The sequence below is a fragment of the Pseudomonas sp. MNR3A genome, from assembly GCF_009650575.1.
GTDB lineage: Bacteria > Pseudomonadota > Gammaproteobacteria > Pseudomonadales > Pseudomonadaceae > Aquipseudomonas > Aquipseudomonas machongensis.
Genome location: NZ_VZZS01000016.1, coordinates 403,620 through 423,505, shown reverse-complemented (window position 1 = coordinate 423,505; position 19,886 = coordinate 403,620). Strand labels below are relative to the sequence as shown.

Genomic DNA, 19,886 nt, shown 5'->3' with positions numbered 1-19,886 from the left:
GCCTGCTACAGTTCGCGCCATGAAGAAGACGACCGATCCCACTCAAGACAACCGCAACGGCAACCCGGGCGCGACGATCCGGGCGCTGCGCCGCAACGCGGACATTACGCTCGCCCAACTGAGCGCCAAGACCGGCATGGCCGCCTCGACCTTGTCGAAGCTGGAGGCCGGCCACATCTCCCTTTCGTTCGACAAGCTGATGACCATCAGCCGTGGCCTGGGCGTCGACATGACCGAGCTGCTCGGCGCCCCGCCGCCAGCCCCGGCGCCCGCCGTGGTGGTACCGCCGAGCAATCTCGGGCGCCGTGTGGTGCAGCGTGCCGGTGAAGGGCAGCAGGTGCAGACCCGCAGCTACAGCCAGACCTATCTTGCCACGGAACTGCTGCACAAGAAGATGACGCCGATGGTCGTCGAGGTGCACGCCCGGACCATGGAAGAATTCCTGGCCGAGTTCGGCGACTTCATCCGCCATCCTGGCGAGGAGTTCATCTACATCATCGAAGGCGAAGTGGACTTCCACACTGACCTCTATGCGCCGGTGCGTCTGTCTGCAGGCGATACGCTCTATTTCGACAGCGAAATGGGGCACGCCTACCTCAAGGCCAGCGACACACCTTGCCGCATCGTTGCCGCGGCAGCGCCACGTGGCGCTGCGGAGCCGATGATCGATACCTTCGTCTCGCTCTCCGAGAAGCAGGACAAGCCACGGCTGCCAGTGCGCAAGAAATGATAAATATTTCCAAAATGGAAATTTAATTTCCAAATTGACGGTTTTGTTTCGTATAGTCGGCCCATCTCAACCAATGGGTGGCAGCGATGAGTCAAGTGAGGGAAGTTGATTTCGTGGTGATCGGCGCTGGTATCGCCGGGGCGTCGGCGGCAGCGCAGCTCGCCGAGCGAGGGGCAGTGCTGCTGGTCGAGGCCGAGGAGCATCCGGGTTACCACTCCACCGGCCGTTCGGCGGCGCTGATTTCGGAAATCTATGGCAACGAGGTGGTGCGCCGCCTGACCCGTGCCAGCCGAGGCTTCCTCTTCGAACCTCCTGCAGGCTTTGCCCCGACTGCGCTGGTGACGCCGCGAGACACCCTGTTCTTCGGCACGCCCGAGCAACTTGAGCTGCTACAGCGGTTGCGCGAAGAGCCCGAGGTGGCCGCCAGAACCCAGGTGCTGTCGCCCGAGCAGGCGCGTCAGCGGGTGCCGGCATTCCTTCCCGACTACCTGGGCGGCGCCGTGTTGGAAACCGGTTCGGCGGATATCGACGTCGATGCGCTGCACCAGGGCTTCCTGCGCCAGGCCCGTGGGCTGGGTGCCGAGATCCTGACCAATGTGCGGGTGCAGGCGCTTTCCCGTGTCGACGGTCGCTGGCACCTGGAAACCCCCGCAGGGCGTTTCAGTGCACCCGTGGTGGTCAACGCCGCAGGCGCCTGGGGCGACGAAGTAGCGCGTAGCGGCGGTGTCGCACCACTGGGCTTGCAGCCCAAGCGCCGCACGGCAGCGCTCATCGACGTGCCGTCCGGGCTGGATGCTACGCATTGGCCTGCCGCCATCGCCATCGACGAGCAGTTCTACTTCAAGCCCGATGCCGGCCTGCTACTGATCTCGCCTGCCGATGAGTCCGACTCACCGCCCTGCGACGCGCAGCCTGAAGAGCTGGATGTGGCCATCGCCGTGGACCGCTTCGAGCAGGCCACCGGCGCGCAGGTCCGGCGTATCGCCAACAGTTGGGCCGGGCTGCGGGTGTTCAGCCCGGACCGCACGCCGGTGGCAGGCTTCGATCCAGTCGCCGAGGGCTTCTTCTGGCTGGTCGGCCAGGGCGGTTACGGTATTCAGACCGCCGTGGCACTGGGCCGGCTGACGGCTGCGCTGTGCACCCGCAGCGCACTGCCGCAAGATCTCATCGACATCGGCCTGGACGCGCAAATGCTCTCGCCAGCGCGCTTTGGCGTCGCGATCTGAAACGTCACGCTCCACAACTACAAATCCGAGCAACAGACTCGAGGAGACACTGAAATGACCATCGATTTTGCCAGCGTCATCGCTGAGCTCACACAAAGCGGCGAGGTGACCGGCGCATCCTTCGCCTATTGGGATGGCGAGCAGATGCACCAGGTCGTGGGTGGCCTGCGCAACAGTGTGACCGGTGACCCGGTGACGCTCGACACCTTGATGCACATCGGCTCGATCACCAAGGTGATCAATGCCACCCTGTTCATGCAACTGGTCGACGACGGCCTGGTCGAACTCGACGACCCGGTGATCAAGCACTTGCCCGAGCTACGGCTGGGCGATCCGCAAGCGCTGCCGCGGATCACCTGTCGCATGCTTATCAACCACACCAATGGCATCGATTATGACTGCCCGGCCTATCGCGACTTCGACGAACAGCGCATCGTCGAGGCCATCGAAGATTGCGCAACCAAGACCCAGTTGCATGCACCCGGTGAAGCGACTGCCTACTCGAACATTGGCACCGTCATCGCGGGCTACATCACCCAGAAGCTGCGCGGCGAGGGATGGTACAGCCTGGTCAAGTCGCGAATCTTCGAGCCCCTGGGCCTTGAGCATTCGCTGGCCGATATCACCGAGCTGCCGCGGTTCCGGGTCAGTGTCGGCGATCAGGTGGACGGCTTCGGCAAGCTGGTGCAGAGCACCAGGCCGTTCCTGCCGTTGAGCTTCGGCCCGGCCGGCGCCACGGTGATGATGACCGCCACCGACCTGGTGACCTTTGCCCGCGCGCTGATCAACGGTGGAGTGGGCGTCAACGGTACGCGCATCCTCTCGCAAGACAGTGCCGCGCTCATGGCGCAGGAGACCACCGGGTTCCTGTCTCCGCACACCTGGCGCATAGGGTTGGGGTGGATGCTGCTGTCGGGCGGCGTGCTGTTCCATGGCGGTGGCGGTCCGGGGGTTTCCTCGGTGCTCTATGCGCACCCCGAGAGCGGCAGGGTGTTCGCGCTGCTGACCAACTGCTCCCGATACGGAGCGTTCGACGCCCGTCTGGTGGAACCGATGCTCGAAAGCTGGGGCTCGACGTCCGAGCCACTGGTGCCGATCCCGGGGGCTATCGATGCCACGCCCTACGAGGGTGCCTTCGAGAGCCAGCTGATTCGCTTCGATGTCTATACCGAGGGCGAGCAGCTGTTCGCCAGGATGGCGCCAAGGCAGGATCTTTATGAAACCGACAACGCCCAAGGTACGGTCTTTGCTCTGGAGCGGGTGGGCGATCACCTGTTCCAGATGAGCGTGAACGGTGTGCCGCATGCCTTCCCCCTGGCCTTCGTCGACCCGGACAGCAACGGAAAGATGCAGCGCCTGGGTTCGATGGTGCGAATCTTCAACCGGGTGTCCTGATTTCGATTCCGAGGGGAAGATGATGCAGACGGATTTTCGCGACCATCATTCGTTCATCGAAGCCGAGCGACTGACCCGTGCCTGGTTGCGTCCGGGCAGTGGCGAAGCGTCGAGCCTGAGTCAGTTGATGGTCAGCCCCGACGGCGCCATGGCCGTTGCCACAGCCGTGGTGTGCGAGGAGCTGCAGGGATTGCCATCGACCCGGCTCGCCCTTGTGGACCTGGTTACGGGTGCCATCGAGGTCGTCACCCTGGGGCCGGGTTCGGACAGCAGTCCCCAATGGTCGCCGGACGGCCGCTCGATTGCCTACCTGTCGGACCGTGAGCAGGTGCATGTGAACCAGCTGCGTATGCTCGATGTGAAAACCCTTCGCGACAAGGCCGGCCCGCGCCTCGATGGGGTGCTGGAGTCGCTGCAGTGGTCGGCTGATGGCCGGTCGCTGCTGCTTTGCGTCGCAGGCTTCGGCTCGGACCTTGCGGGCGCGCAGGGGGCCACTGCGGTGGCCCGCGAGCCGGGTGCCGACGCTGACTGGGTGCCCAGTGTCGAAGGCGCCCCCGAGGCCTCGCCCTGGCGCAGTGCGTGGATTCATGACGTCGCCTCGGGCAGCGTGCAGCAGCTCACCTTGCCTGGCGTCAATGTCTGGCAGGCGAGTTGGGCCGGGCCTGATCATATCGTCGCGATCTGCTCGGACCTTCCGGAGGAGACCTGGTGGTACACGGCCGATGTGCGCCTGATCGCGGTGGCCGATGGCGGCGTGCGCAGGCTGTTCAAGCCTGACGACCAGCTCAACTGCGCCGTGGCCACACCCTCGGGCAGCACCATTGCCGTGATCGAGGCGGTCTGCAGCGACCGCAATCTCGTGGCCGGTGATCTGCGTCTGATCGACGTCGCCAGCGGCGTGGTCACCCAGGCGTCCACCCTCGATGCGGACGTGACTCAACTGATCTGGCGTGACGAGCATCGGCTGCTGTTCGGTGCGGGGCAGGGGCCCGATTTCGTCGCGGGGATATACGACCGCCGATCTGGTGTAGCCTGCGAGCTGTGGCGCGACAGCCATCGGCAGCCCCATGGTGCGATCTTTTCGGAGCTCGCGCCGCTGGGTCGGCAGCCGGAGGACTTTCTCTGTCTCGTCGAAGCCTTTCTGGAGGCGCCCACGCTGCTGGCGTTCGAGGCGGGTAGGGAACGTGCCATCCGTCGCTTCGGCGCGCCGGGGCTCGATGAGCAGGTGCGGGCGCTCGGCGCATCGGTGCGCGACTTCGTCTGGACGGCGCCGGACGGGCTGGCACTGCATGGCTGGCTGCTCCTGCCCAGGGGGAACGGCCCGCATCCGGTGATCATGCAGGTGCATGGCGGGCCGGTCTGGTATGTCCGGCCGCAGTACATCGCAAGATCGGCGCTGCAGCACATGGCGCTGGCTGCGGGGTATGCGTTGTTCCTGCCCAACCCGCGCGGCTCGAGCGGTCGCGGGCAGGCCTTCGCACGGCGGGTATTCGGTGACATGGGGGGTGCCGACACCTACGACTACCTGTCGAGCCTGGATGAGCTCATGGCGCAGGGCCTGATCGATCCGGCGCGTATCGGGGTCATGGGCAACAGCTATGGCGGCTATATCACCTCCTGGCTCATTACCCAGGACCAGCGTTTTGCCGCAGCGGTCCCGATGTCGCCGGTCACCGACTGGGTCAGCCAGCACCTGACCTGCAATGTGCCGACCTTCTGCGAGCTGTTTCTACGCGACACGCTGAGCGACCCCCAGGGCCAATATTTCACGCGCAGCCCGATTCACCACGCAGGCCGGGTCAGGACACCAACCCTGCACGTCTGTGGGGCCCTGGACAAGATCACCCCGGCGGGGCAAGCCCTGGAGTTTCATCGGGCATTGCAGGGCCTGGGCGAGGTCGAGAGCGTGCTGCTGACCTATCCGCAAGAAGGGCATGGCGTGCGCAACATGCCCGCGCTGTTTGATTTTACGGCGCGGGTGATGGCGTGGTTCGGCAGGCATATGCCGGGGGCCAAGGCAGGTTGAACTGCCAGGCCTGAACCCACAGACCGGCTCGCCCCTGGAGGGGCCGAGCCGGCTTGTCCTCAAGTTGCACCTTCGCCATCCAGCGCAACAGCAAGGCAATCGGGATACTTCGACTCACCTGGTGGCGAGCGCCGGCGTCGCCGGGGCGAAATGGCACCGGCAGCCTGGGGCGGTTGGCTTAGCCTTCGTAGCCCAGGTTCGGTGCCAGCCAGCGTTCGCTCACGCTGACATCCTGGCCTTTGCGGGCGCTGTAGCTGTCGATCTGGTCTTTCTCCACCTTGCCGACGGCAAAATACTGCGCCTGCGGGTGGGCGAAGTACCAGCCGCTGACCGCTGCCGCCGGGAACATCGCGAAGTGCTCGGTGAGGAACACACCGCTGGGGCCGGTTTCGCCGATGGCCGTGCCATCGAGCAGGCGGAACAGGGTCTCTTTCTCGGTGTGATCCGGGCACGCCGGATAGCCCGGGGCAGGGCGGATGCCGCTGTACTGCTCCTTGATCAGCGCATCGTTGTCCAGTTGCTCGTCCTTGGCATAACCCCAGTAGTCCTTGCGCACGCGCTCGTGCAGCCATTCGGCGCAGGCCTCGGCCAGGCGGTCGGCCAGCGCCTTGACCATGATCGAGCTGTAGTCGTCGCCCTTGTCCTGGTAGGCCTTGGCCACTTCCTCGGCACCGATGCCGGCGGTGGTGATGAACCCGCCCACATAGTCGCTGATGCCACTGTCCTTCGGTGCGACGAAGTCGGCCAGCGACCAGTTCGGCTTGCCGTCGGGCTTGATGGTCTGCTGGCGCAGGTGGTGCAGGGTGGCTAGCGGCTTGCCGTCGTCGCCATAGACTTCGATGTCGTCATGCGCGACCTGGTTGGCCGGCCAGAAACCGAACACCGCGCGGGCGCTGATGAGTTTTTCACTGATCAGCTTCTCGAGCATGTCGCAGGCATCCTGGTACAGCGCGGTAGCCGCTTCGCCGACCACCTCGTCGGTGAGGATGCGCGGGAACTTGCCCGCCAGGTCCCAGGAGATGAAGAACGGCGTCCAGTCGATGTACTTGGCCAGTTCGCGCAGGTCGATGTCCTCCAGCACCTTGACGCCGGTGAAGGAGGGCACCACTGCCTGGTAGTTGGCCCAGTCGTACTGCGGCTTGGCGGCGATCGCCTGCGCGTAGCTCAGACGCTCGGTGCGGGCGCTGCGGTTGGCGGTGCGCTCGCGCACTTCCACGTACTCCTGGCGGGTCTTCTCGACGAAGCCAGGCTTGAGCTCCTTGGACAGCAATTGCGTGGCCACGCCCACGGCGCGCGAGGCGTCGGTGACGTAGATCACCGCGTCGTTGGCGTACTTGGGTTCGATCTTCACCGCGGTGTGCGCCTTGGAGGTGGTGGCGCCGCCGATCATCAAGGGCAGGTGGAAGTCCTGGCGCTGCATCTCGCGGGCGACGTGGACCATCTCGTCCAGCGACGGGGTGATCAGGCCGGACAGGCCGATGATGTCGCAATTCTGCTCGCGGGCGGTCTGCAGGATCTTCTCGGCCGGGACCATCACGCCCATGTCGACGATGTCGTAGCCGTTGCAGCCCAGCACCACGCCGACGATGTTCTTGCCGATGTCGTGCACGTCGCCCTTGACCGTGGCCATGAGGATCTTGCCCTTGGCTTCGGGCTTGTCGCCTTTTTCGGCCTCGATGAACGGGATCAGGTGGGCCACCGCCTGCTTCATCACCCGCGCGGACTTGACCACTTGCGGCAGGAACATCTTGCCCGCGCCGAACAGGTCGCCGACCACGTTCATGCCGCTCATCAGCGGGCCTTCGATGACTTCGATGGGGCGCGACGCTTGCTGGCGGCACTCCTCGGTGTCTTCGACGATGTAGGCGGTGATGCCCTTGACCAGCGCGTGTTCCAGGCGCTTGTCCACGGGCATCGAGCGCCACTCTTCGTTTTCCACTTCCTTGGCCGCGCCGCCACCCTTGTAGTCGTCGGCGATGGCCAGCAGGGCGTCGGTGCCTTCGGGGGTGCGGTTGAGCACCACGTCCTCGACCTTCTCGCGCAGTGCCGGCGGGATCTCGTCGTAGATCTCCAGCTGGCCGGCGTTGACGATACCCATGGTCAGGCCGTTCTGGATGGCGTGGTAGAGGAACACCGAGTGGATCGCCTCGCGCACCGGGTTGTTGCCACGGAACGAGAACGACACGTTGGACACGCCGCCGCTGGACAGCGCGTAGGGCAGGTGGTCACGGATGTAGGCGCACGCCTCGATGAAGTCGACGGCGTAGTTGTTGTGTTCCTCGATGCCGGTGGCGACGGCGAAGATGTTCGGGTCGAAGATGATATCTTCGGGCGGGAAGCCCACTTCGTTGACCAGGATGTCGTAGCTGCGCTGGCAGATCTCGCGTTTGCGTGCCGCGGTGTCGGCCTGGCCGACCTCGTCGAAGGCCATCACCACCACGGCGGCGCCGTAGCGCTTGCACAGGCGGGCGTGGTGCTTGAACTGCTCGACGCCTTCCTTCATGGAGATCGAGTTGACGATGCCCTTGCCCTGGATGCACTTCAGGCCCGCTTCGATCACCTCCCACTTGGAGGAGTCGATCATGATCGGTACGCGCGAGATGTCCGGCTCGCCGGCGATCAGGTTGAGGAAGCGGACCATGGCGGCCTGGGAGTCGAGCATCCCTTCGTCCATGTTGATGTCGATCACCTGGGCGCCGGCCTCGACCTGCTGCAGGGCGACCTCCAGGGCTTCGGTGTAGTTTTCCTCGCGGATCAGCCGGGCGAACTTGGCGGAACCTGTGATGTTGGTGCGCTCGCCGACGTTGACGAACAGCGACTGGCGATCGATGGTGAACGGTTCCAGGCCCGACAGGCGGCAAGCCTTGGGAATGTCCGGAATGGCGCGCGGCGGGTACTTGGCCACGGCCTCGGCGATGGCCTTGATATGCGGCGGGGTAGTACCGCAGCAACCGCCGATGATGTTGAGGAAACCGCTGGCAGCGAACTCCTCGACCACGGCGGCCATTTCCGCCGGGGTTTCGTCGTATTCGCCGAAGGCGTTGGGCAGGCCGGCGTTGGGGTGCGCGGACACGTGGGTGCCGGCCTTGGTCGACAGTTCTTCCAGGTACGGACGCAGGTCCTTGGCACCCAGGGCGCAGTTCAGGCCGACCGAGATCGGGTTGGCATGGCGCACCGAGTTCCAGAAGGCTTCGGTGGTCTGGCCCGACAGGGTGCGGCCGGAGGCGTCGGTGATGGTGCCGGAGATCATGATCGGCAGTTCGATGCCGTCATCTTCGAACACCTGCTGCACGGCGAAGATCGCCGCCTTGGCGTTGAGGGTGTCGAAGATGGTCTCGATCAGGATCAGGTCGGCGCCGCCTTCGATCAGGCCGCGGGTGGCCTCGATGTAGTTTTCCACCAGCTCGTCGAAGGTGACGTTGCGGTAGCCGGGGTCGTTGACGTCCGGGGAAATGGAGCAGGTGCGGCTGGTCGGGCCGAGCACGCCGGCGACGAAGCGCGGGCGGTCGGGGGTTTCGAGCGTCTTGGCGTCGGCCACCTGGCGGGCGATGCGCGCGCCCTCGACGTTGAGCTCGTACACCAGCGCTTCCATGCCGTAGTCGGCCTGGGAAATCTGCGTGGCGTTGAAGGTGTTGGTCTCGAGAATATCGGCGCCGGCGTCCAGGTAGGCCTTCTCGATGGCGGCGATGACATCGGGCTGGGTGAGCAGCAGCAGGTCGTTGTTGCCTTTAACATCGCTTGGCCAATCGGCGAAGCGCGTGCCACGATAGTCGTCTTCCTCGAGGCGGTAGCTCTGGATCATAGTACCCATGCCGCCGTCGAGAATCAGGATGCGCTCCTTGAGGGCATGCTGGAGTGCTTGGAGACGAGCGCTGCGGTCGGACATGAGAACTACCTGGTCGGACAAATAACGGAAGTGCGGAATAATAACAAAGCTGCACGGATTTTAGGCGCATCGCCCGGTCTCATGAATTTGATTCATGTTGGTGGTGCCAAGGCTCAGTCCCAGGGACAGAAAGGCAAATCGTGACAGCTATCAAGAACCAGGACATTCGGCACATGGTGCATCGTTTTATCGTTGCCATCTTCGCCCTGCTCGTCAGTGGCGCAGCATTGGCGCAGGCCCCTCAATCGAGCTCGGCCATCTCTTATACCCGTGACATCCAGCCGATCTTCACCCAGAAGTGCGTGGCCTGCCACGCCTGCAACGACGCCGCCTGCCAGCTCAACCTGGGCAGCGCAGAAGGTGCCGAGCGCGGCGCCTCCAAGGTGCCGGTGTACCAGGGCGAGCGCAGCCAGGCGGTCGCCACCACGCGATTGTTCTATGACGCGCAGAATGAAGAGGGCTGGCGCAAGAAAGGCTTCTACTCGGTGCTCGACAATCAGGGCAGCCAGGCCGCGCTGATGGCGCGCATGCTCGAACTGGGCCACAAGACGCCGCTCACGCCTAACGCCAAGCTGCCCGAGGAGATCGTCCTGGGCCTGAACCGCAACAACATGTGCCCGCTGCCGCACGAGTTCGACGCCTATGCCGGTGCGCACCCGAAAGAGGGCATGCCGCTGGCGGTTACCGGGCTGACCGACCAGGAATATTCGACCCTGCAGCGTTGGCTGGCGGCCGGTGCACCGGTCGAGTACCAACCGATCCAGCCAAGCCCCAGCGAAGCGAAGCAGATTGCCGACTGGGAAGCTCTGCTCAACCGTCCGGGCTCCACCGAGGCGCTGGTCGGGCGCTGGCTGTACGAGCATCTGTTCCTGGCGCACATCTATTTCGTCGGCGGCGAGCAGGGGCACTTCTTCCAGTGGGTCCGCTCGCGCACGCCCAGTGGCCAGCCGATCGACGTGATCGCCACGCGCCGCCCCAACGACCCGCCGGGCAATGATTTCTACTACCGGTTGATCCCGGTGCAGGGCGTGATCGTGCACAAGACGCACATCACCTACCCGATGGGGCCGCAGAAGCTCAAGCGGGTCAAGCAGCTGTTCTACAGCGGCGACTGGCGCGCCACCTCGCTGCCGGGCTATGGCCCGCAGCGCCGGGCCAACCCGTTCGAGACCTTCGAGGCGATCCCGGCGGTGGCGCGCTACCAGTTCATGCTCGACAACGCCGAGTACTTCGTGCGCACCTTCATCCGTGGCCCGGTGTGCCGCGGGCAGATCGCCACTGACGTGATCCGCGACAACTTCTGGGCGCTGTTCCAGGAGCCGGCCCATGACCGCTACGTCACCGATGCCGCCTACCGCGGCCAGGCCACGCCGTTGCTGGCCATGCCGGGGCAGATCGACGATGTCGGCAGCGTGCTGAGCCTGTGGCGTGCCTACCGCGACAAGCGCAACGACTACGAGACCCTGCGCCGCGAGGCCTACGCCGAAATGCCAGCGCCGAGCTGGTCGACGCTGTGGGCAGGCAACGACAACGCCTTGCTCAGCATCTTCCGTCACTTCGACAGCGCCTCGGTGAGCAAGGGGCTGATCGGTGACGTGCCGTTGACCATCTGGCTGTTCGACTACCCGCTGCTGGAGCGCACCTACTATCAACTGGCGGTCAACTTCGACGTGTACGGGAATGTCTCGCACCAGTTGCAGACGCGCCTGTACTTCGACCTGATCCGCAACGGCGCCGAGGTCAACTTCCTGCGCCTGATGCCGGCCAACAAGCGCGGCGCGATCCTCAGCGACTGGTACCAGAACAGCGGCAAGGTGAAGATGTGGCTCGACTACACCGACATCGACACCGATACCCCAAGCGCCCTGCAACTGAACGAACACAATGCCACGCGCGACTTCGGCCTCAAGCTGCTGCAACGCACCGGCAGCCTGAACGCAGCACCCGATCCGATCAACCGTTGCACCGGCGCCTATTGCTCGCGGCCACAGATGAACGAAGAGTTTCGTGATGTGGAACAGAGCCTGAGCCGCCTGGTGTCGCGCCCGGCGGCAGGGCTCAAGGTGATCGGCCAACTGCCCGAGGCGACCATGCTGCGCATCGAAGGGCTGGGCGGTCAGCGTCAGGTCTACAGCCTGTTGCGCAACCGCGCGCACAGCAACGTCGCCTTCCTGCTGGGCGAGGCCTATCGCTACCAGCCGGGGCTGGACACCCTGACCCTGTATCCGGGCGTGCTCAGCAGCTACCCGAACTTCATCTTCAACATTCCGGCCAGTGACGTACCGGAGTTCGTCGAGGACATGGAGGCTGCGCGTGACGACCAAGGCAAGTTCGAGCGTATCGTCGAGCGTTGGGGCGTGCGCCGCAGCCACCCGCAGTTCTGGCGGTACTTCCACGACCTGAACACCTACATCAAGGAGACCGAGCCGGTGGAGGCGGGCGTGCTGGACATGAACCGCTACGAGAACCTCTGATCGATTGCCGGGAAAGGCGTCCGACCTTTCCCGGCTTTCTGCGGTCGGACCTGTGGGTGGCCCCGGCGATGCGTTGCAGCCCATCGCGGAACAAGCCCGCTCCCACAGGCGGGAGCAGGCAGGTTCCGTGATTCGCGCGAGCAATGCTCGCCTGTGGGCCTGAATGCACCAAGAACCGCAGGACAACCCATGCTGTATTCGCTTCAAGCGCTTCGGGCGTTCGCCGCCTGGGTGGTGGTCTGCCACCACTTCATGCAGATCTTCTTCGATTTCAATGCCAAAGGCCCCGTCGGCCGCCTGCTCGCCGAGCGCGGTGCGGTGGGGGTCGACATCTTCTTCGTCATCAGCGGCCTGGTGATCTACCTCTCGACCCGCGACAAGGAGATCGCCCCGCGCGAATTCCTGCTCAACCGCGCCTTGCGCATCGTCCCGGCGTACTGGTTCTACACCTTGCTCATGGCGCTGCTGTTGCTGGTGGCCAGCCGCTGGATGCCGCATCAGGTGTTCGAGTGGCAGCACCTGGTGCTGTCGCTGTTGTTCGTGCCAGCGGAAAACCCGGGTGGCTACGGGCTTTACCCCACCCTCAATGTGGGCTGGACGCTGAACTTCGAGATGTTCTTCTACCTGTTGTTCGGCCTGGCGTTCCTGGTACGCCAGCGTCATCACCTGGTGCTGGTCACCGCGGCGCTGCTGCTGGTCAGCGAGGTGCTGGGGCGCCTGGGTGTGCTCAGCCGCTTCTACAACAACGACATCATCTACGAGTTCCTGCTGGGCATCGGTCTGGGTGTGCTGTACCGACGCGGACTGATCCGCGAGGGGCTTTGGCTGCCGCTGGCGGTGCTGGCGGCGGCGGGGTTTGCGCTGTACCAGCTCGACGCCTCGCAGCGCCTGCTGCACTGGGGCCTGCCGAGTGCGATGGTGGTGCTGGCTTTCATCGCGCTGGAGCCGTACTTTCGCGGCAATCGGGTGCTCAAGGCGCTGGGGGACTGTTCGTATTCGGTTTATCTCACCCACGTGCTGGTGCTGTGGGGCGGCTGGTTCATCAGCCAGCGGTTGCGGCTCAATCCGTATCTGGTGTTCGCCTTCTGCGTACCGTCAATCGGACTAATGTCGTGGTTCAGCTACCAGTGGCTGGAGCGTGGCCTGTATCGGCGCCTCAAGGCCTGGTTCGGGGCGCGCGGGACACGGCAGGTGGCGCCTGCACTATCCCGAGTCAATTACTAGGACTTTGTTCGAGGCCTGGCTTGGCGTACACTGGGCGGCAAGTCTGTGAGGAACTTCCATGAGCGCTATAACCATTACCGACGCCGCCCATGATTATCTGGCCGATCTGCTCTCGAAGCAGAACACGCCCGGGATCGGCATCCGCGTTTTCATCACCCAGCCGGGCACCCAGTACGCCGAGACCTGTATCGCCTACTGCAAGCCGGGCGAAGAAAAGCCTGACGACACCGCCGTGGGTCTGAAGAGCTTTACTGCCTACATCGACGCCGTCAGCGAGCCGTTTCTCGAAGACGCACTGGTCGACTACGCCACCGACCGCATGGGCGGCCAGCTGACCATCAAGGCGCCGAACGCCAAGGTGCCGATGGTCAACGAAGACAGCCCGATCAACGAGCGCATCAACTACTACCTGCAGACCGAGATCAACCCCGGTCTTGCCAGCCACGGCGGCCAGGTGAGCCTGGTCGATGTGGTCGACGACGGCATCGCCGTGCTGCAGTTCGGTGGCGGTTGCCAGGGTTGCGGTCAGGCGGACGTCACCCTCAAGGACGGCATCGAGCGTACGCTGCTCGAGCGCATCCCGGAGCTCAAGGGTGTGCGTGACGTGACCGACCACACGCAAAAAGAGAACGCCTACTACTGATAGGCCCTATCGCGGGGCAAGCCCGCTCCTGCAGGTACGGCGTCGTACCTGCAGGAGCGGGCTTGGCCCGCGATTGCATTCGTCGCCCGCCAAAAATGCCTTCGCCTAGCAACAAAGTGTTACTGTTTCAAGCCCTGCGACAACAGGCCGCAGCCCGTAAATCAAGGGCTGCGGGCCGATCTTCCGGGTGTCGGGTAGCTGGTCTCGGGGTGTCATGCCAGAATGCCCCGGTTTTTCGACCGGCCCTGCTCGAGGGCCGGCACCTTCCCTGTAAAGGATGGTTCCATGACTGATCTACTGACCCGGCGCGCGGTCGTCGCCGGGATGGGCGTACTGGGGCTTGGCCTGCTGGCGGGTTGCAACCCGGCCCGGGGCCTGGACTTCAAGTACGGCAAGAACATGAGCAACGAGATCCTTGGGCGCAAGTTCAAGCTCAAGGATCCGCAGGGTAACGAGCGTACCCTGTCGAGCTTCTACGGCTCGATGCCGATGATCTTCTTCGGTTTCACCCAGTGCCCGGCGGTCTGCCCGACCACGCTGGCACGCGCCGCGCAGATCCGCAAACTGCTCAAGGGCCGTGACCGTGACCTGTTCCAGGTGGTGTTCATCACCCTGGATCCGGAGCGTGACACCCCTGAGGTGCTCGACGCCTACGTCAAGGCCTTCGATCCTTCGTTCGTCGCCCTGACCGGCACCCCGGAAGAAATCGACGAGGTGGCCAGGGAGTTCAAGGTGTTCTACGAAAAGGTCCCTGCCGGCGACACCTATACCATTTCCCACTCGTCCACCAGCTACGTCTACGACACGCGTGGCACCCTGCGCCTGAGTCTGGGCCATTCCCTGAATGCCCAGGAATGCGCCGAAGACCTGCGCACCTTGATGGAGATCTGCTGAATGTCGATGCAACCGATCAAGCGCGGCCTGGCCGCTCTCGCCCTGTTGGGCCTGGCCCTGCCGGCCCTGGCCGACACCACCGTAAGCGACGCCTGGGTGCGCGCAAGCGTGCCGCACCAGCAGTCCACCGGCGCCTTCATGACCCTGACCGCCAGCACCGACAGCAAGCTGGTGAACGTGGCTTCGCCGGTGGCCAAGACCGTGCAGGTGCACGAGATGACCATGAATGGCGATGTGATGGGCATGCGTGAAGTGAAGGGCGTGGAGCTGCCGGCCGGCAAGCCGGTGACCCTCGATCCCAACGGTTTGCACGTGATGTTGATGGGCCTGAACGAGCAGGTGAAGGAAGGGCAGCAGGTGCCATTGACCTTGACCATCGAAGATGCCAAGGGCCAGAAGCAGACACTCGAGGTGCAGGCGCCGGTCAAGCCGCTGACCGCCGAGATGGATGCCGGGCACGACCACATGCACATGAAGCACTGAGTACCGACAAGGGCCGCGCAAGCGGCCCTTGTTCTTTCTGCTTGCTGTCGTTCAGCTACGGAATCGCGGCAGCGGCCGGTCGATGGTCAGCGAAGTCAGGGTTTTGCGAACCTGGGCTTCGTCGGCCTCCAGGGCCTTGAGGCTCGCGCGGATCTTGCCGGCCGAGGGCACATCGCCCTGCCGGTCGATCCAGTCGGCGATTTCCTTGCAGGCGCTGCTCAGGCAGGCCTGGCGCTGGTTCATCAGCGTGATGAGGGTGGTGAGCTCTCGTTCTGACATGGCAGGATTCCTCCGTTCAGCCTTCTCAGTGTAGCAGCGGCTGGCGGTATTGCCGGGCGACGGGTCAGTGGTTCAGGCAGGCGAGGCGGTAGGCGCCTGGCGTCACGCCGAAGGCCTGTTTGAACTGCCGGCTGAGGTGGCTCTGGTCGGCGAAGCCCAGTGCAAAGGCCACTTCCGAAGCCGGCAGGCCACGGCGCAGGAATTCCCGGGCACGGGCCAGGCGACGCTGCTTGAGCCAGGCATGGGGCGGCAGCCCGGTGGCCTGGCGAAACACCCGGGCAAAGTGGAAGGGTGACAGGTTGACCGCCGCGGCCAGTGCCTCCAGCGAAGGCGGGTCGGCCAGTTGGCTCTCCAGCAGTTCGCGGGCCCGTGCCACGGCCAGCGGTTCGTGGCCGGGGGCAGCAGGTTCGCTGCAGTGTCCATGACGTTGTACCAGCGCCAGAACCGCCTCGCGCCAGGCGGTTTGCTGCTCCAGCGCGCTCGCGCCGGCCTCCGACAGGCGATGCACACGGCTGAAGGCCGCCGCCAGGGTCGGGTCCTGCACCACGCTCTGCCTGAAGTGCGGCAAGCCGTGGCGGCCCAGCTCCAGCTCGTCCAGCACCCCGGTGACACGTTCGTGTTCCGGATAGAACGCACGGTAGCGCCAGCCCGCCTCGTGGGCCTTGGCGCCGGTGTGCAATTCGTCGGGGTTGATCAGTACCACGCTGCCGACCGGCGCCAGGTGATCACTGCCACGGTGCCAGAAACACTGAGCGCCGGACTCGATCACGGTGAACACATAGCCTTCGTGCACATGCGGCGCAAAGCGCTGCTGTACGTAGCGGGCGTGCAGCATCTCGACATCGCCGAGGGCGGGTGCCTGCCACAGGTGGATCTGTTCGCGCAGGGGCGTGCTCATGTCAGCCAACTGCGCAGGACAAAGAAGATCAGCATGCTCGCCAGCATGCTCAGCAATACGCTGCGGGTCAACAGCACCAGGGCGATGGCTACCAGCGAGCCGAGCAGGTACGGATTGAGCGGATCGAGGTTCAGCTGATGCTCGGGCAGGAAGATGATCGGCCCGCAGATTGCCGTGAGCATTCCCGGCACGGCGAAACCGAGGAACTGGCGCACGTTGGAGCCCAGGCGCAGGGGCAGGCGCGGCTCGAGAAAGACGTAGCGATTGAGGAACACCACCACACCCATGGCGACGATCAGCAGCCAGATCATGCGCGGCTCCCGGCGAATTTCTGACAGACAAAACCCGCGGCCATGCCCAGCAGGCCGGCGGCCACCAGCGCCGTTTCCCAGTGCCAATGGCTGAACAGCACCGAGCAGAACAGCGACACCGCCACGCACACCAGGGTCGGCAAGCTGCGTACCAGCGGGGTGATCAACGCGACGAAGGTGGCGACGATCGAGAAGTCCAGGCCGAGCTGGTCCAGGTGCGGGATGTTCTGGCCGAGGATGATGCCGGCCAGTGTGAACAGGTTCCAGGCCACATAGAAGGTGAGGCCCACGCCCAATGCGTACCAACGGTTGAACTGTTGCTGGTCGTGGTGGCTGGTCAGGGCGAAAAGCTCGTCGGTGAGCAGAAAGCCCAGCCCCAGTCGCCAGCGGGTCGGCAGGCCGGACACCACAGGGCGCATCGACAGCCCATAGAGTAGGTGCTGCGACGTCAGCAGCAGGGTGGTCAGCAGGATCGACAGCAGCCCGGCGCCGCTCTTGAGCATGCCGATCGCCACCAGTTGCGCAGCTCCAGCAAAAACGATCGCAGACAGCCCCTGACCTTGCCAGGCGCTGAGGTTGGCTTCGATGGCCATGGAGCCGGCCAGCAGCCCCCAGGGCGCAACGGCGAGCGATAACGGCAGGATGGCGACGGTGCCTTGGGTGAAGGCATGGCGGGCGAGGGGCGGACTGCTGGACATGGCGGCTACGGACAAGGGCAGGGATGTCCAGCATGCCAGAGGAAAAAGCTGCCTGGCTTGAACGATCTTGCTGGTTTGCGGGTGCGATGCGCTTCACGACATTTTTTTCACATCCCCTTGCTAGGATCGCCGCCACAAGAAGGAGCGATCGATGATTCAAGTGTTGCGCAAGCGTGGTGTCAGGCTGACCTTGACGGCGACGGCAGGCGTGGTGGCCTGCGCCCTGGGCTTCTTTGCCTGGCAGACGTTCTATCCGGTGCAGGCCTCCGATGGCTGGCATGTGCAGGTGCTGCACCGTGACGTGGCCAAGGCCGCCTCGCTGCTGCCGCTGGCCGATGGCAGCCTGTTGGTCAGCCGTGAGCTGGACGATGGGCTGGGCAGCATTCTCAAGATCACCCCACAGGGCGAGCGGGTGGTGGTGGTCGATAGCCTGTCCAAGCCTGACGGCATGGTCGCGGTCGAGGGCGGCTGGGTGTTCAGCCAGGAGGGCGGACTGGCCCCGGTCAGCGTGTCTCGCGATGGCCAGATCACCGCCTTGTTCAACGGCGAAAGCGTGCAGGGCCTATGGAACGACGGCGATCACCTCTACGCCATCGAGGATCGCAAGGGCGATGGCCGCCTGATGCGCTACGACTGGCAGAGCGGCCAGGTGGAAGTGCTGCGCTCGGCGCTGACTGAAACCGAAGGCCTGACCCGCTGCAGCGGTGGCCAGTTGCTCTATACCGAAAAGGCTGCCGGCAAGATCCGCGCGCTGAACGAAGGGGGTGAAGACCCGGTGGTGGCCGAGGGGCTGCGCAATCCCACCTTCCTGTTCTGCGACCAGCGCGGGCTGTGGATCAGCGAAGACTCCACGCATCGCGCGCGCCTGCTGCGCATCGATGCCGATGGCAAGCGGCATACCGTGTTGTCCTTCCTCAAGGCGCCGCAGTCGATCGTGCCCGATGGCAAGGGAGGCTACCTGCTCGCCGAAGGCGGCCGCGATCGCATCCTGCACCTGTCGCCGCCCGAGCAGGAACTGGATGCGCATGTGGCCAGCCTCGACGCGCAATAGCCTTGGCCCGTTGGGCGGGCAATGCGTTGCGGCAAGCCCTCCCAGGGCCGGCAAGCGTTTCACTTGGGTTGCGCGATCAGCAGCAGCGACTGCGGCACCGGGCTTTGGGGGTGTTGCGGCTCCTGCAGCGTGCACAGGTTGAAGCCTGCCATGTCCAGTGCGGCAAGCCAGCTGGACAGCGTGCGGAAATACCAGGGCATGGGTTCCCAGTTGCCCTCGAAGCCTGCAAAGGACTCGACCCGCCAGCCATCCTGATAGTTGCCCGCTGCAGCACTCCACGGGTGCAGGGTCTGGATCAACAGTGCGCCGTCGTGTGCCAGCCTTGGCGCCAAGGCGCCGAGCAGCGGGATGATGTCCTGATGCAGCAGGGCGAAGTTGGCACAGATCAGCGAATAGTCCCGACCGATCTCCACCTCGGCGCCAATCAGTTGCGCGTAGCTGGCCAGGTGCACCTGCGCTGAGCCTGCAGCCTTGGCCGACTCGACCAAGGTACTGTCGCCGTCGACACCCACCGCCTCGATTCCCCGGCTCTCCAGGGCGCGCAGCAGCCAGCCCTCGCCACAACCGAGGTCGAGCACACGCTCCGGCTGGCGGCCGAGGATCGCCAGCAAGATCGCCTGGTCGGTGACCTGGCGGCGCGAGGCGATGCTGCCGCTGCGCACGGCCTCGATCCAGGCCTCGGCATTGCGCTGCCAGCTGTCCAGCAACTGGGTGGTGGGATCGGGCATCGGTTGGCCTGCTCACATTGGCGATGAACAGCATTCTAGTGCAACGCTGCCGCGATACTTGTGCATCGACCCATGCCGCCGCCACACTGGCCTCCCCGGACAAGGAGCAGCGCATGGCACTTTCGACGACGGATTTCACCACCCGATTGATGATTGACGCGGGCATCGGCCCTGGCATGCGGGTGCTGGATGTCGGCTGTGGAACGGGTGATGTTAGCGTGCTGCTCGCCGAGTTGGTCGGGCGTGACGGGGCGGTGGTCGGGGTCGACCAGTCTCTGGCCGCGCTTGAGCTGGCGCGCCAGCGTTCGCCTGTTTCGGGCCATGCCCCGGTCGAGTTCGTCGCCTGTGACCTGCATCGCTTGCCTGAAGCCCTGGGGCTGTTCGATGCCATCGTCGGTCGGCGAGTGCTGATGTACCAGCCAGACGTCATCCTGGCTGTGCGCAGGTTGTCCAGGCTGTTGCTGCCTGGTGGCGTGCTGGTGTTCCAGGAACACGACAGCACCCTGACCCCGGCAAGCCTGGCGCCTTTTCCGCTGCATCGCCGTGCCCAGCAGTGGCTGCAGCGCATGCTCGCCCACGAAGGGGCGGACCTGCATATCGGCTTCAACCTGCATCGCATCCTCACTGAAGCCGGACTGCAGGTGCAGAGCCTACGCGCCGAATGCCTGTTGCAGACCCCGGACAGTCCCTACGGGCTGGCAGCGATCATACGAGCGTGCCTGCCACGAATCCTCGAGCACGGCATCGCCACGGCGCGCCAGGTGGGGATCGAAACGCTACAGGCACGGCTGGATGCCGAGCGCATGCAGTCGCAGGGGATCTATATCGGCGACATGGCCTTCGGGGTGTGGGCGAACAAGCGTTGACGCAGTAGGAGAGGGGGCTTGCCAATCGCTAATGATTCTCGTTAATGTAATGTTATTACGTTATCAAACGCCCT

General features: G+C 64.6%; 17 protein-coding genes. 11 read left to right on the top strand and 6 right to left on the bottom strand.

The features are described from left to right. Positions 1 to 19: 19 nt before the first annotated feature. The 4 genes from F6X62_RS13495 to F6X62_RS13480 all read left to right on the top strand — a co-directional run bounded on the left by F6X62_RS13495 (position 20) and on the right by F6X62_RS13480 (position 5,377). Entirely contained in the window at positions 20 to 730 is a 711-nt protein-coding gene (locus F6X62_RS13495) for a helix-turn-helix domain-containing protein (RefSeq protein ID WP_153773808.1), read from the top strand. Positions 731 to 816: 86 nt separating this feature from the next. After that, entirely contained in the window at positions 817 to 1,956 is a 1,140-nt protein-coding gene (locus F6X62_RS13490; protein ID WP_153773807.1) for an FAD-binding oxidoreductase, read from the top strand. A 54-nt stretch (positions 1,957 to 2,010) separates the two neighbouring features. Beyond that, on the top strand, positions 2,011 to 3,351 hold the full coding sequence (locus F6X62_RS13485; RefSeq protein ID WP_153773806.1) for a serine hydrolase: 1,341 nt from the start codon (positions 2,011 to 2,013) through the stop codon (positions 3,349 to 3,351). Positions 3,352 to 3,370: 19 nt separating this feature from the next. Continuing rightward, positions 3,371 to 5,377 (top strand): prolyl oligopeptidase family serine peptidase, encoded by a 2,007-nt coding sequence (locus tag F6X62_RS13480; protein ID WP_178117551.1) that lies wholly within the window; start codon positions 3,371 to 3,373, stop codon positions 5,375 to 5,377. Positions 5,378 to 5,555: 178 nt separating this feature from the next. Here the strand turns inward: F6X62_RS13480 and metH are convergent, their stop codons facing one another. After that, on the bottom strand, positions 5,556 to 9,263 hold the full coding sequence (metH, locus tag F6X62_RS13475) for a methionine synthase (RefSeq protein WP_153773804.1): 3,708 nt from the start codon (positions 9,261 to 9,263) through the stop codon (positions 5,556 to 5,558). A 173-nt stretch (positions 9,264 to 9,436) separates the two neighbouring features. Between metH and F6X62_RS13470 the strand changes: the two genes are divergently transcribed. From F6X62_RS13470 to F6X62_RS13450, 5 genes are all read left to right on the top strand, one after another. Further along, positions 9,437 to 11,737: a fatty acid cis/trans isomerase gene (locus F6X62_RS13470; protein ID WP_153773803.1), complete on the top strand. Its 2,301-nt coding sequence runs from the start codon at positions 9,437 to 9,439 to the stop codon at positions 11,735 to 11,737. A gap of 189 nt (positions 11,738 to 11,926) precedes the next feature. Further along, positions 11,927 to 12,961: an acyltransferase gene (locus F6X62_RS13465; RefSeq protein ID WP_054890837.1), complete on the top strand. Its 1,035-nt coding sequence runs from the start codon at positions 11,927 to 11,929 to the stop codon at positions 12,959 to 12,961. 58 nt (positions 12,962 to 13,019) lie between these two features. Continuing rightward, positions 13,020 to 13,604 carry a Fe-S biogenesis protein NfuA gene (gene nfuA, locus F6X62_RS13460; protein WP_063545100.1) on the top strand — a complete coding sequence of 195 codons (585 nt, stop codon included), beginning with the start codon at positions 13,020 to 13,022 and terminating at the stop codon, positions 13,602 to 13,604. A 285-nt stretch (positions 13,605 to 13,889) separates the two neighbouring features. Continuing rightward, on the top strand, positions 13,890 to 14,498 hold the full coding sequence (locus F6X62_RS13455) for an SCO family protein (RefSeq protein WP_054890835.1): 609 nt from the start codon (positions 13,890 to 13,892) through the stop codon (positions 14,496 to 14,498). Beyond that, entirely contained in the window at positions 14,499 to 14,981 is a 483-nt protein-coding gene (locus tag F6X62_RS13450) for a copper chaperone PCu(A)C (RefSeq protein WP_153773802.1), read from the top strand. Positions 14,982 to 15,032: 51 nt separating this feature from the next. Here F6X62_RS13450 and F6X62_RS13445 read toward each other — a convergent pair whose 3' ends face one another. The 4 genes from F6X62_RS13445 to F6X62_RS13430 form a co-directional block, all read right to left on the bottom strand. Continuing rightward, the gene (locus F6X62_RS13445; RefSeq protein WP_054890833.1) at positions 15,033 to 15,260 is read right to left on the bottom strand and encodes a hypothetical protein; all 228 of its coding nucleotides are present in this window, start codon (positions 15,258 to 15,260) and stop codon (positions 15,033 to 15,035) included. A gap of 64 nt (positions 15,261 to 15,324) precedes the next feature. Continuing rightward, entirely contained in the window at positions 15,325 to 16,158 is an 834-nt protein-coding gene (locus F6X62_RS13440; protein WP_063545097.1) for an AraC family transcriptional regulator, read from the bottom strand. Then, a complete protein-coding gene (locus F6X62_RS13435; protein WP_054890831.1) occupies positions 16,155 to 16,469 on the bottom strand; it encodes an AzlD domain-containing protein in 315 nt (104 codons plus the stop codon). Before F6X62_RS13435 ends, F6X62_RS13440 begins: the two co-directional genes overlap by 4 nt. After that, on the bottom strand, positions 16,466 to 17,167 hold the full coding sequence (locus F6X62_RS13430) for an AzlC family ABC transporter permease (RefSeq protein ID WP_153773801.1): 702 nt from the start codon (positions 17,165 to 17,167) through the stop codon (positions 16,466 to 16,468). The genes F6X62_RS13435 and F6X62_RS13430 overlap by 4 nt, the downstream gene beginning before the upstream one ends. A gap of 151 nt (positions 17,168 to 17,318) precedes the next feature. On the opposite strand from F6X62_RS13430, the gene F6X62_RS13425 reads away from it, so the two are divergent. Then, complete coding sequence (locus F6X62_RS13425) at positions 17,319 to 18,218, top strand: hypothetical protein (RefSeq protein WP_153773800.1); 900 nt, start codon at positions 17,319 to 17,321, stop codon at positions 18,216 to 18,218. A gap of 59 nt (positions 18,219 to 18,277) precedes the next feature. Here F6X62_RS13425 and F6X62_RS13420 read toward each other — a convergent pair whose 3' ends face one another. Continuing rightward, on the bottom strand, positions 18,278 to 18,946 hold the full coding sequence (locus F6X62_RS13420; RefSeq protein ID WP_153773799.1) for a bifunctional 2-polyprenyl-6-hydroxyphenol methylase/3-demethylubiquinol 3-O-methyltransferase UbiG: 669 nt from the start codon (positions 18,944 to 18,946) through the stop codon (positions 18,278 to 18,280). Between the two features lie 113 nt (positions 18,947 to 19,059). On the opposite strand from F6X62_RS13420, the gene F6X62_RS13415 reads away from it, so the two are divergent. After that, positions 19,060 to 19,812, top strand: coding sequence for a methyltransferase domain-containing protein (locus tag F6X62_RS13415; RefSeq protein ID WP_153773798.1), 753 nt, complete (start codon positions 19,060 to 19,062; stop codon positions 19,810 to 19,812). Positions 19,813 to 19,886: the final 74 nt, after the last annotated feature.

Excerpts from the sequence above, each read along its gene's own strand:
- F6X62_RS13490 (WP_153773807.1), top strand. The coding sequence starts at position 817 with ATGAGTCAAGTGAGGGAAGTTGATTTCGTGGTGATCGGCGCTGGTATC.
- F6X62_RS13420 (WP_153773799.1), bottom strand. The coding sequence starts at position 18,946 with ATGCCCGATCCCACCACCCAGTTGCTGGACAGCTGGCAGCGCAATGCC.
- F6X62_RS13445 (WP_054890833.1), bottom strand. The coding sequence starts at position 15,260 with ATGTCAGAACGAGAGCTCACCACCCTCATCACGCTGATGAACCAGCGC.
- F6X62_RS13435 (WP_054890831.1), bottom strand. The coding sequence starts at position 16,469 with ATGATCTGGCTGCTGATCGTCGCCATGGGTGTGGTGGTGTTCCTCAAT.
- nfuA (WP_063545100.1), top strand. The coding sequence starts at position 13,020 with ATGAGCGCTATAACCATTACCGACGCCGCCCATGATTATCTGGCCGAT.
- F6X62_RS13480 (WP_178117551.1), top strand. The coding sequence starts at position 3,371 with ATGATGCAGACGGATTTTCGCGACCATCATTCGTTCATCGAAGCCGAG.
- F6X62_RS13485 (WP_153773806.1), top strand. The coding sequence starts at position 2,011 with ATGACCATCGATTTTGCCAGCGTCATCGCTGAGCTCACACAAAGCGGC.
- F6X62_RS13495 (WP_153773808.1), top strand. The coding sequence starts at position 20 with ATGAAGAAGACGACCGATCCCACTCAAGACAACCGCAACGGCAACCCG.
- F6X62_RS13470 (WP_153773803.1), top strand. The coding sequence starts at position 9,437 with ATGGTGCATCGTTTTATCGTTGCCATCTTCGCCCTGCTCGTCAGTGGC.
- F6X62_RS13455 (WP_054890835.1), top strand. The coding sequence starts at position 13,890 with ATGACTGATCTACTGACCCGGCGCGCGGTCGTCGCCGGGATGGGCGTA.
- F6X62_RS13425 (WP_153773800.1), top strand. The coding sequence starts at position 17,319 with ATGATTCAAGTGTTGCGCAAGCGTGGTGTCAGGCTGACCTTGACGGCG.
- metH (WP_153773804.1), bottom strand. The coding sequence starts at position 9,263 with ATGTCCGACCGCAGCGCTCGTCTCCAAGCACTCCAGCATGCCCTCAAG.
- F6X62_RS13450 (WP_153773802.1), top strand. The coding sequence starts at position 14,499 with ATGTCGATGCAACCGATCAAGCGCGGCCTGGCCGCTCTCGCCCTGTTG.
- F6X62_RS13415 (WP_153773798.1), top strand. The coding sequence starts at position 19,060 with ATGGCACTTTCGACGACGGATTTCACCACCCGATTGATGATTGACGCG.
- F6X62_RS13465 (WP_054890837.1), top strand. The coding sequence starts at position 11,927 with ATGCTGTATTCGCTTCAAGCGCTTCGGGCGTTCGCCGCCTGGGTGGTG.
- F6X62_RS13440 (WP_063545097.1), bottom strand. The coding sequence starts at position 16,158 with ATGAGCACGCCCCTGCGCGAACAGATCCACCTGTGGCAGGCACCCGCC.
- F6X62_RS13430 (WP_153773801.1), bottom strand. The coding sequence starts at position 17,167 with ATGTCCAGCAGTCCGCCCCTCGCCCGCCATGCCTTCACCCAAGGCACC.